Raw genomic sequence first — 9,985 nt, 5'->3', positions numbered from 1 at the left:
TTGATTTTACTGGTACCCCCGAGAGGATTTGAACCTCCGACCTACGGATTAGGAATCCGGCGCTCTATCCGGCTGAGCTACGAGGGCCCGGCGGTCAATCTACACCTTTGGCGGGAAAATTCAAGCCGGGATCTGGGCCGCTCGCAATACCTTGCGGTGCAGTGTCGAGATCGGTACCTCGGACAGCTCCTTCAAAGGAATCCAGCGGGTGGGACCCTCAAGGTGTTGAAGCGGGGGTTTCTCCTTCAAGACCAATAAATAAGGCGAAACCAGCAGGCGAAAGTGGGTGAAGGTGTGGCGCACCACCGCCAGGGGGTGCAGCGCCGGCAGGGTTTCGATGTCACCCCAAAGGGTCCGGAGTTCCTCGCCCCACGGGGGAGGGGTGTCGCGCAGGGGCGAGGCCGGCGGCTGCCATAAACCGCCCAGCAGACCTCGGGCGGCGCGTTGTTGCAGCAGAAGCTGATCCTGGCAACGCAGCAGCAGCGCCATCTGGTAACGCTCGGGGATGGCCTTTTTGGCAAGGGTCACCGGGAAATCCTGGCTGGCTCCCCGGATTCGGGCGCGGCAATCCGTCCGCCAGGGGCAGCGTTCACACTGCGGATGTCGCGGCGTACACACGGTGGCGCCCAGATCCATGATGGCCTGGGCGTAATCCCCCGCCTCCCCGGTCGGCGTCAACAGGGTGGCCGCCTGCCACAACAGAGCCAGACCTTGCCGAGAGCTGATGGGCAACGGCAGGGCCGTAAGCCGGGCCAGAACCCGTTTGCAGTTGCCGTCCAATATGGCGTGTGGTTGATTGCGTCCCGTGGCCAGAATCGCCGCTGCCGTCGAAGCCCCGATTCCGGGCAGGGTTTGCAAGGCCGTGATCTCTTCGGGAATCTGTCCTTGGAATTGTTCCATCACCCGGCCGGCGGCGCGGTGCAGATTTCTGGCGCGCTGGTAGTAGCCTAAACCCTGCCACAGGGAGAGAACCTCTTGCAACGGGGCGTGGGCCAAACTTTCCAGGGTGGGAAATCGCACCAGGAATCGCTCGTAATAGGGCATGACCGTGGCCACCCCCGTTTGCTGCAACATGATTTCGCACAGCCACAAGTGATAGAGATCCCGGGTGCCCCGCCAGGGCAGGACACGACCCTGGCGACGATAATAATCGAGCAGCCCGGCCGCCAAACGATCCCGGCAGGCGGCCAACCAGGAGATGTCGACGGGAGTGGTCATCGGCTGTGGCAGCTTTCCAGACGCTCCAGTATCAAAAAGGTCAGAATTCCGTTGACCAATCCGGTTATCCAGGCTCCCAGCAGAAACCAGGGCAGCAGTTGAAAAATGGCCGGATGGCCTACGACCACCAGCCAGGCCATGAGAAACTGTCCCGCCATATGGGCCATGGAGGCGAGCAGGGAACGTCCCACGGGGCCGGTACGCCAGGGCAGGACCAGGGCGAGGCCCAATCCCAGCAGGGCGCCGCAGGCACCGGACAGACTCAAGAGAAAGGTGGGTGAGAGAAAAGTGCCCAAAAGCAGGGAAGCCGCCACCACCCGGACCAAAGAGACTGCGACGGCGGCTCGCCAACCCCACCAGGAGAAAGCCACCAGGGTGAAGATATTGGCCAGGCCCGGTTTGAACCAGGGGCCCAAACCCGGCAAAAAGGCCTCCAGCATCTGAGCGGCGATGGCCAGTCCCGCCAGATTGCCGAACCATAAATCCCGTCGCAGTTCCGATGATGCGGGAGAGCCGTTCCCCCCGGTGGGGTCTGGAGTTGCGCCACAGGATGTTGTCATGGCCATGTCCTTTCGGGGGATGCAAAACATTTCAATCAATATGTCCGCATGCCTTTCAATATTTTTCTTTTAAGTATCAAAAAAAGGAAATGTTCTATCCGTTGGCTTTATCTTTTATCACAATAAAAATTAATAATCTAATGCCTCGCTAAATATATCCAAGTCAACGGAGCCAATTGCAAAACTGCCAAGCACGGAGTCTTGATGATCTAAACGAAGTAAAAACGAAACGTCAAAGGATAGAACATTTCCTTTTTTTGATACTTAAAGGATAAAATATTAAACGGCAGAATATATCATCTGGAAATCGCATCAAACGGGGCAACCTCCCCCGCTTGCGGCACACCCTCGATGCGCAGAAATACCCCGCAGGGCACACAGGCCGTCATCTCGCCGCGACGCTGAATCCACCCGGTACGTGTACCGATCAGACGCGGACTTTGATACTCCTGAAGACGTACCCGGCCCTTTTCCACCTGAACCCGAACCTCTCCGAGGCGTCCCGCCAGGGAGAGCGTCCGTTCCTGATCCAACGGCAGCGTGGCCACCAGACGATTTTCCTGAAAAATACCCACCCGACTGCCCGGTTGAGCTTGTAACATGGCCGAAATCCAGGCGATGATCCCCAAAACACTGCCCAGAACCAGCCAGCGATCCATCGGTGTCGTGGCGCGTTGCCACAAGGAGAACAGGACGCCCCTCATGGCTGGGGAAAGCCCCCCGTGGCGCCGATAACCCCGTTCGTGGTCACCCACAGGGCTTCCACCCCCGGAAATCGACGCAACAACTCCTGCCCCGCCTGGGCACCCACCACGAAAAAAGCGGTGGAAAGGGCATCGGCCAGCATGGCTTGAGGCGCCAGAATGGAGACCGAAGCCAATTGGGATTGAGCCGGTTCCCCCGTCAACGGATCGAGAATATGATGATATCGCCGGGAGTTGTAGAGATAGAACTGCTCATAATCCCCGGAAGTGACCAGCGCCGTATCGCCCCGCAAACCCACGACGGCAACGGTTCCTCCGGGCTGACGCGGGTTCTGGATGCCGACCCGCCAGGGGAATTCCCCCTTGCTCCCCAATACACGCACATCCCCCGAAACATCGATCAGGGCATTGACCACACCGGCTTCACGCAACACCGCAGCAGCCCGGTCCGCTCCGTATCCCTGGCCGATGCCGCCCAGATCGAGACCAACACGGTCGTTGGCCAGTATAATCCGTGTGGTTTCTCCTTCCCGCACCAGGCGCAAACCGTCCAGGCCGGGCCAGGCCTGTTTCCAGGCGGCGACGGTTTCGGCGGGAGGCGGCTGCGTCGGGGGCGTCTCGGCAGAAAATCCCCATAAGCGGATCAACGGCTCCAACCCGAGATGAAAGCGACCGGAGGTGGCCTCCGACAGAGCGAGCCCCGCTTGCAACACCTCCAGCAGGGTGGGGGGGAGGGCCTGCGCTTCGTTACGGGGGGCCTGGTTGATGCGGCTGACCTCGGAATCGGGACGGTGGCGACTCAATTGCCGGTCCACCTCTTCCATGGCGGCGAAGGCTTCGGCCACAGCGCGACGTTCCAGGGCATCGGGGACGTTCCAGGTGGTGATGGTGGCCAGGGAACCCATGACCAGACGGGTGGTGGAACGTTGCGGATTCGAGGAGAGGGAGCCTTCGCGCAGACCGGGCCGCAGGACCAGCCAGGCCAGCAAGAGGATGACCAAAACAGGCAACAGGGTTTTTTTCACGCCAGATCTCCCCACAAACCACCGACCAGGGCCAGAGCGCTCACGGCAGCGGTTTCACAACGCAGAATGCGTGGTCCCAGACCAACCGTGACGAAACCGAGGGTCTCCACGGCCTGATGCGCCTCGTCCGCGGTCAAACCACCTTCCGGGCCGACCAGCAGGGTCAGATGACCACTCTCCCGGCAGGAAGCGGCGAACGTTTCGTCCGACAACAGGGAACGCAGACCGGGCTGTTCCCGTTGCTCTTCCCAGAAGAGCAGCCTTGGTCCCGGCGGCAGCGATTCTCCCAAACGGGCAGGGGTTACGGGAGGGGCCAGTTCCGGCAGACGGGTGCGTCGACACTGTTCCGCCGCCTCCTGGGCGATGCGGTGCCAGCGTTCGGGAATGGCGTCGAAGCCTCGGGCGTTGCCCCGGGAGAAGCTGCGTTCGCAGAGCAAGGGTAGCAGACGGCTCAGGCCCAGTTCCACGCCTTTCTGGATGATCCACTCCATGGCAGCGGCCTTGGCCAGACCTTGCACCAGGGTGAGTCGCAGGGCGGGCTCGGCCACACCTGTCCGCCAGACGAGCTGACGTACCTTCAAACGGCGGTTATCCTCCTGAAGACGACCTGTCCACTCTCCGCCGTTTCCGTTGAAAAGCACCACCTCCGCGCCACTGCGCAGACGCAACACGCCTTGCAGATAGCGGGTCGGTTCCGGGGGCAGAACGACCTCACTGGCGGAATCAAGTTGACCGGGAAAGTAAATGCGGGGCACCATGATGTTCGACGATCCGGAAAAAATGTCACCGTTGAGGGAGAAGCGGAACTGCCGCAGCCAAGCCGAAATACATTTTATATCCTTTGCCTTTTAATATGTTATCTTTTAAGTAGCAAAAAAAGAAAATGTTCTATCCTTTGACTTGTCAGTTGCCCCTTATTTTAATCCTAAAAAAAATTGCCTCACCGTTTTGTGCTGGACTCCGATGATTGTCCCCGGATTCGCAACCCTTTGAGGAGAGGCGCCTCTATACAGTATATCAGTCCCTTCTCCTTGTCTGCTTTCAGCGAGTTTGCCCTCATGCTTTTGCCTTTTGATTTTCGCCTGCGGGAGGCCTGGGACGATCCCGTCATAGCCCTGAAACGGGGGGACGCCGTTCTGACGGAGCTTTTTCGCGGAGCGTTGACCAGTACCGCCTCCCTGACCCGGGTGTTGGAGGAGAGTTGGGGCGGGCCGGTTCGGGTGCGGCTGGAGCGGCAGAGGGTGCAGGAAGAGCTTCCGGAAGATGGACTGCTCTGGGGGGAGTGCCATCATCTGTCGGGGCCGGGGCGCTTTCTGCTGCGGGATGCCTGGCTGGGCCACGGCGAAACCGAGGGCATGTTCGCCCATTCGGAAATGAGGGTCGAGGGTTTGTCCCCGGCGGTTCTTTCGGAGGTCAATCGCGGGCAAAGCCCCCTGGGCCTGCTTTTCCCGGAGGAGGGCAAGCGGGTGCGACGCCTGGCGTTGCAGGTGACCCGGGGGGACTCGGTCCAGTTGACCACGCGCCTGGGCTTGCCGGGTCCATGCCCCTTCTGGTGTCGTCGCTCCCTGTTTTGTGTCGATGAAACGGTGGTGGCCCGCATCTTCGAGCTTTTCCCGAGGGAGTGGTAACCATGGGGGCCATGGCGTTCGTGGTGGAAAAAGTACCCTGGCGTCTGCCACGGGAGATGTTGAAACTGATGCGGGTGGATCGTCCCATCGGCACCTGGTTGCTGATGTGGCCCGCGTTGTGGGGCCTGTTCGCCGCGCAGAACGGACGGGCGCAGCCCATGCTGGTGGCTATCTTCGTTCTCGGCAGCTTCGTGATGCGTTCCGCCGGATGTGTGGCCAACGATCTGGCGGACCGGCGCTTCGACGCCCAGGTGGCCCGCACACGGGAACGTCCTTTGGCCGCAGGCCGGATCGAGGTGGCCCCGGCGGTGGGGTTGTTGCTGTTTCTGCTGGCCATTGCCCTGTGGCTGGCCTTGCAGTTGCCGCCGCTGATCTGGAAACTGGCCGGTATCGGCGCTCTGCTGGCCGTGACCTATCCGTTGACCAAACGGATTGTCTCCATTCCCCAGGTCTACATGGGCGCGGCGTTCGGCTGGGGTGCGGTCATGGGCTGGGCTGCGGGGGCCGGACGGCTCGATGCCCCGGCGGGGTGGCTCTTCGCCGCCACCTTGGCCTGGGCCACGGGTTATGACACCATCTACGGCATGATGGACCGCAGCGACGATGTTCGCATCGGGGTGCGCTCCACGGCCCTGCTTTTCGGATCACGGGTACGTCTCGCCGTGGCGGTCTGTTATGCGGCATTCTTCTTCTGCCTGTTGATGGCGGGCCATCACCTGGCGCTGCATTGGCCCTACGGTGTGGCCGTCGCGCTTGTCGCCGCCCATCTGCTCTGGCAGTTGAAGCGCCTGCGGGACGAACGTACCGAGGTGCTGTTGCGCACCTTCCTGAGTAATCAGTGGGTCGGTCCGATGCTCTTTTTGGGTATTGTCTTTGGCTGAAGCACGGCTATCGAGGTGTCAGGTTGGACAGAACCGGCAAACCGAACGGACCGTTTCGGGATCTGCGCGCTTTCATGCGGTTTCTGGAAGCGAGGGGAGAACTGATACGGGTGGATGCCCCGGTGGATCCCCGTCTGGAGATGACGGAGATCAGTCGACGCCTGCTGGAACGGCGCGGACCGGCGGTATTGTTCACCAAGGTGGGCAAGGGGGAGTTTCCGGTGCTGGCCAACCTGTTCGGCACCGAAGAGCGGGTGGCCTGGGCCATCGGCCATGATCCGGCGGAGCTGGAGAGTCTGGGGGAGTTCCTGGCCGAGTTGCGGCAACCCACGCCGCCAGCCGGTATCCGGGATCTGCTGAATCTGGGCAAACGCCTGTTGCGCGTCCGCCACATGCCGCCGCGCACGGTGCGCCGGGCGCCGTGTCAGCAGGTGATTTGGGAAGGGCTGGATCTCGACCTGGAACGGTTGCCGATCCAGACCTGCTGGCCGGAAGATGCGGCTCCGCTGATGACCTGGCCGCTGGTGATCACCCGTGGTCCCCAGGGCGGGCCGGTCAATCTGGGGGTCTATCGCATGCAGCGCCTGGGGCGGGACCGCTTGATCATGCGCTGGTTGGCGCATCGGGGCGGAGCGCTGCACGCAGCGCAATATTCCGCACCGGTGCCGGTGGCGGTGGCCATCGGGGCCGATCCGGCCACCATGGTGGCGGCGGTGACGCCGGTGCCGGAGACCTTGTCGGAATACGCCTTCGCCGGATTGCTGCGGCGCAGCCGGGTGGAGGTGATCCAGGGCAGGGGGGTGCCCCTGCCGGTGCCGGCCCAGGCGGAGATGGTTCTGGAAGGCGAGGTGGATTTGCAGGATCAGGCCCTGGAAGGTCCGTTCGGCGACCACACCGGGTATTACAACGAGGCGGAACGCTTCCCGGTCTTCACGGTGCGACGCCTGACCCTGCGCCAGGATGCCATCTACGTCAGCACCTTCACCGGGCGCCCTCCGGACGAACCCGCCATCCTGGCGGTGACCCTCAACCGGCTTTTTGTCCCGTTCCTGCGCAAGCAGTTTCCGGAAATCCGTGATTTTTACCTGCCTATGGCCAGTTGTTCCTATCGCCTGGCGGTGGTGGCGGTGGATAAACGCTATCCGGGCCACGCTTTCCGGGTCATGGCGGCGGTTTGGAGCGTGTTGCGGCAGTTTCTCTACACCAAATTCGTGGTGGTGGTGGATGCCGGCGTGCCGGTGGACGACTGGGAAGCGGTGGTGGCGGCTATCGGGCGCAATGTCCATTCCGCCCGGGATCTGCAGGTGTTGACCAATACCCCCATCGATTACCTCGATTTTGCCTCCCCCCTGCCGGGATTGGGTGGGAAACTTGGCATCGATGCCACGGTCAAATTAGGTATCGAGCGGGAAGCGGCGCCACGGATGGTGCGTTCGGCTTCCCACGCGGCGGCCTGGCCGGCGGCGCTGGAAAGGGCGGTGCCCTATATCAAACGGGTCTATCCCGTTCCCGGAGAGCGCATGGCCGTGATCCAGGTGGAAAAACGCGAGGTCGATATCGGGCGCAAGGCGGTGGAGGCGGTGTGGCGCATGGTGCCGCCGGGCGGAGGGGCCGATCAGCTATGGGTGGTGGACGATGAGATCGATCCCGCTTCCTGGGATGATCTGCTGTGGGTGATGGCCACCCGTTGCGATCCGGGACGCGATCTGATCACCCACGTTTCCACGGGACGCTTTGCCCTGGATGCCACGGTGAAACTGCCGGGGGAGACCTCCCGGAACGGGGGACGGGTGTTGGAGATGGATGCGGCCACTTGCCTGCGGGTGGATAAACGCTGGCAGGAATATGGCTTGCCGAAGCGATTTTCGGCAGGTGGAGAGGAATAATCGGGGAGATGACGGGCATGAAGGCATTGTGGCGACGCTGGATCTGGATTCTCGGCCTGCTGGTTGGTTTTGCGGGGCCGGGATTGCGGGCGGATACGCCTGCCGACCTGGGCTCCATTCCCCTGCGCCGGGTGCAGGAAGAGGGAATATTGCGGTTGAACGAACTGAAGGGCAAGGTGGTGATCGTCAACTTCTGGGCGACCTGGTGTCCCCCCTGTCTGGAGGAGATTCCGGCGCTGATCAGCTTCCAGAAGGAGTATGCCGAGCGGGGAGTGGTGGTGGTGGGGGTGGACCATATGGAACGTCCGGACCGGGAGAAGCTGCAGAGTTTCGCCAAGGAGCAGGAGATCAACTATCCCCTGGTATACGGCACGTCGGAAGAGGTCAACGGCCTGGGATACGCCATGGGCGGCATTTACGGCCTGCCGACCAGCAAGGTGCTGGATCGGGAGGGCAAGGTGGTGCGTTCCCACACCGGGCGGTTGAACCGGCAGATGTTGGAGAATCTGGTGCGTCCCTTGCTGTCCGGGGTGTGAGGGTGTTGTCATGATCATCGAGAACACCGATCCGGTGATAGTGGTTTTCAGCAATGTGCCGGACGAGGCCCTGGGGAGGGAGATGGCCCGAACGCTGGTCCAGGAGGGGCATGCGGCGTGTGTGCATCTCTTCCCGGCAGGCAGCTCTTTCTATATCTGGGAGGGAAAACTGCAGGAGGATCGGGAGTGGACGCTGATGGTCAAGAGCTGTTTGAGCCGCTGGTCCGATCTGAAGGTACGCATCAAGGCGATGCACCCCTACGAGGTGCCGGAGATTCTGATGCTGCCGGTACAGGACGGGCTGCCAGCTTACTTGCAGTGGGTGCGAAGATGAGGGGGACTTTCAATATTTTATCTTTTAAGTATCAAAAAAAGGAAATGTTCTGTCCGTTGACTTTTTCCATTGTCCTCTAATCTAGAATTATTCAACCTCTTCATGATTTTTTCTTGTAATCTGATAAGAAAAACAGAGAAAGTCAAAGGACAGAACATTTTCTTTTTTTGATACTTAAAAGATAAAATATTAAAAGTCAAATACCGGAAGGAACGGTTCATGGGTGAAGTGACACTGTTTGCAGCCTTGACGGCGGGACTGCTTTCGTTCGTATCCCCCTGCGTGTTGCCCCTGGTTCCGGCCTATATCAGTTTTATGACCGGGATTACGGTGGAGAATCTGCGGGCGGGTGGGGCAGAAACCCCCGACCGCTGGCGGCAAGGCGTGCGTGCGGGATTGGTCTCCCTGGCTTTTGTATTGGGCTTTTCCCTGGTCTTCATCGCTTTGGGGGCTTCGGCCTTTTTCCTGGGGCGGTTGCTGATGGGTTGGATGGGCATCCTCTCCAAAGTGGGTGGCGCACTGGTGGTGCTGTTCGGGCTGCATTACATGGGAGTGTTCCGCATCGGTTTCCTCAATCTGGAGGCGCGTTTCAATCTGGAGCGCAAGCCGCCGGGTCTGTGGGGAGCCTTTCTGGTAGGAGTGGCCTTCTCGTTTGGCTGGACACCGTGCGTAGGCCCCATCCTGGCCACCATCCTGACGGTGGCGGGAGCCCAGGAGACCCTGAGCCAGGGGGTGATGCTGCTGGTGATCTATTCGGCGGGGCTGGGCATTCCCTTCCTGGTGGCGGGAGTGGGCATCAACCTCTTCTTTGCATTCTATGTGCGCATGCGCCGTTGGATGCATACGGTGGAGAGGGTTTCCGGGGGGCTGATGGTGTTGGTGGGTCTGCTGATCTTCTTCGGCAATCTGGGGCAGTTGAGCTCGTTTTTGCTGCAATGGTTTCCGGGTCTGGCGAGCATCGGCTGAAGGCCGTTCGGCAACCATCTGATTTTAAAGGGAAATTTTTTTGAAAATTTCCTGTTGACTCTGCGGGGGCGTTTCTGTAGTATTCGGGGTTCTTGAGGCGGTACACATGCTGGAGCATGAGTCTCAAGCCCCCGCTACCAGCTGGAAGCTGGCCTTGCGAACCCGGAATCCGAATGCGGAAACGGGATGCGATCTTTGACAATTCAGGTGATCATGAATGTGGGAGCAGCTGTAGCGGAGGGTAACT

11 protein-coding genes and 1 tRNA gene are annotated in these 9,985 nt (G+C 60.7%); 6 read left to right on the top strand and 6 right to left on the bottom strand.

The window, feature by feature from the left end; translation table 11 throughout:
- Positions 1 to 10: 10 nt before the first annotated feature.
- From HQL56_14945 to HQL56_14920, 6 genes are all read right to left on the bottom strand, one after another.
- Positions 11 to 87 (bottom strand) — tRNA-Arg (locus tag HQL56_14945).
- Between the two features lie 33 nt (positions 88 to 120).
- On the bottom strand, positions 121 to 1,218 hold the full coding sequence (gene mutY, locus HQL56_14940; protein ID MBF0310817.1) for an A/G-specific adenine glycosylase: 1,098 nt from the start codon (positions 1,216 to 1,218) through the stop codon (positions 121 to 123).
- Positions 1,215 to 1,778, bottom strand: coding sequence for a Gx transporter family protein (locus tag HQL56_14935; protein MBF0310816.1), 564 nt, complete (start codon positions 1,776 to 1,778; stop codon positions 1,215 to 1,217). Before HQL56_14935 ends, mutY begins: the two co-directional genes overlap by 4 nt.
- A 296-nt stretch (positions 1,779 to 2,074) precedes the next feature.
- Complete coding sequence (locus tag HQL56_14930; GenBank protein ID MBF0310815.1) at positions 2,075 to 2,482, bottom strand: NusG domain II-containing protein; 408 nt, start codon at positions 2,480 to 2,482, stop codon at positions 2,075 to 2,077.
- Positions 2,479 to 3,507, bottom strand: coding sequence for an FAD:protein FMN transferase (locus tag HQL56_14925; GenBank protein MBF0310814.1), 1,029 nt, complete (start codon positions 3,505 to 3,507; stop codon positions 2,479 to 2,481). The genes HQL56_14930 and HQL56_14925 overlap by 4 nt, the downstream gene beginning before the upstream one ends.
- Complete coding sequence (locus HQL56_14920) at positions 3,504 to 4,265, bottom strand: 16S rRNA (uracil(1498)-N(3))-methyltransferase (protein ID MBF0310813.1); 762 nt, start codon at positions 4,263 to 4,265, stop codon at positions 3,504 to 3,506. Before HQL56_14920 ends, HQL56_14925 begins: the two co-directional genes overlap by 4 nt.
- Positions 4,266 to 4,565: 300 nt before the next feature.
- Here HQL56_14920 and HQL56_14915 point away from each other — a divergent pair, with 300 nt between their 5' ends.
- The 6 genes from HQL56_14915 to HQL56_14890 all read left to right on the top strand — a co-directional run bounded on the left by HQL56_14915 (position 4,566) and on the right by HQL56_14890 (position 9,738).
- Positions 4,566 to 5,135, top strand: coding sequence for a DUF98 domain-containing protein (locus tag HQL56_14915; GenBank protein ID MBF0310812.1), 570 nt, complete (start codon positions 4,566 to 4,568; stop codon positions 5,133 to 5,135).
- A gap of 2 nt (positions 5,136 to 5,137) precedes the next feature.
- Positions 5,138 to 6,016, top strand: a complete 879-nt coding sequence (gene ubiA, locus HQL56_14910; GenBank protein MBF0310811.1) for a 4-hydroxybenzoate octaprenyltransferase — start codon at positions 5,138 to 5,140, stop codon at positions 6,014 to 6,016.
- Between the two features lie 23 nt (positions 6,017 to 6,039).
- A complete protein-coding gene (locus tag HQL56_14905; GenBank protein MBF0310810.1) occupies positions 6,040 to 7,902 on the top strand; it encodes a UbiD family decarboxylase in 1,863 nt (620 codons plus the stop codon).
- Between the two features lie 17 nt (positions 7,903 to 7,919).
- Positions 7,920 to 8,438 carry a TlpA family protein disulfide reductase gene (locus HQL56_14900; GenBank protein MBF0310809.1) on the top strand — a complete coding sequence of 173 codons (519 nt, stop codon included), beginning with the start codon at positions 7,920 to 7,922 and terminating at the stop codon, positions 8,436 to 8,438.
- Positions 8,439 to 8,448: 10 nt separating this feature from the next.
- Positions 8,449 to 8,772 (top strand): divalent-cation tolerance protein CutA, encoded by a 324-nt coding sequence (locus HQL56_14895; protein MBF0310808.1) that lies wholly within the window; start codon positions 8,449 to 8,451, stop codon positions 8,770 to 8,772.
- 219 nt (positions 8,773 to 8,991) lie between these two features.
- Positions 8,992 to 9,738, top strand: coding sequence for a cytochrome c biogenesis protein CcdA (locus HQL56_14890; protein ID MBF0310807.1), 747 nt, complete (start codon positions 8,992 to 8,994; stop codon positions 9,736 to 9,738).
- The last annotated feature ends 247 nt before the right edge of the window (positions 9,739 to 9,985 follow it).

It is taken from the genome of Magnetococcales bacterium, assembly GCA_015231925.1.
Classification (GTDB): Bacteria; Pseudomonadota; Magnetococcia; order Magnetococcales; family JADGAQ01; genus JADGAQ01.
This window is presented reverse-complemented; position numbering and strand designations above follow the sequence as displayed.

Bases quoted from the DNA above. Each gene is read 5' to 3' on its own strand.
- mutY (MBF0310817.1), bottom strand. From the start codon at position 1,218: ATGACCACTCCCGTCGACATCTCCTGGTTGGCCGCCTGCCGGGATCGT.
- HQL56_14935 (MBF0310816.1), bottom strand. From the start codon at position 1,778: ATGACAACATCCTGTGGCGCAACTCCAGACCCCACCGGGGGGAACGGC.
- HQL56_14930 (MBF0310815.1), bottom strand. From the start codon at position 2,482: ATGAGGGGCGTCCTGTTCTCCTTGTGGCAACGCGCCACGACACCGATG.
- HQL56_14920 (MBF0310813.1), bottom strand. From the start codon at position 4,265: ATGGTGCCCCGCATTTACTTTCCCGGTCAACTTGATTCCGCCAGTGAG.
- HQL56_14915 (MBF0310812.1), top strand. From the start codon at position 4,566: ATGCTTTTGCCTTTTGATTTTCGCCTGCGGGAGGCCTGGGACGATCCC.
- ubiA (MBF0310811.1), top strand. From the start codon at position 5,138: ATGGGGGCCATGGCGTTCGTGGTGGAAAAAGTACCCTGGCGTCTGCCA.
- HQL56_14900 (MBF0310809.1), top strand. From the start codon at position 7,920: ATGAAGGCATTGTGGCGACGCTGGATCTGGATTCTCGGCCTGCTGGTT.
- HQL56_14895 (MBF0310808.1), top strand. From the start codon at position 8,449: ATGATCATCGAGAACACCGATCCGGTGATAGTGGTTTTCAGCAATGTG.
- HQL56_14890 (MBF0310807.1), top strand. From the start codon at position 8,992: ATGGGTGAAGTGACACTGTTTGCAGCCTTGACGGCGGGACTGCTTTCG.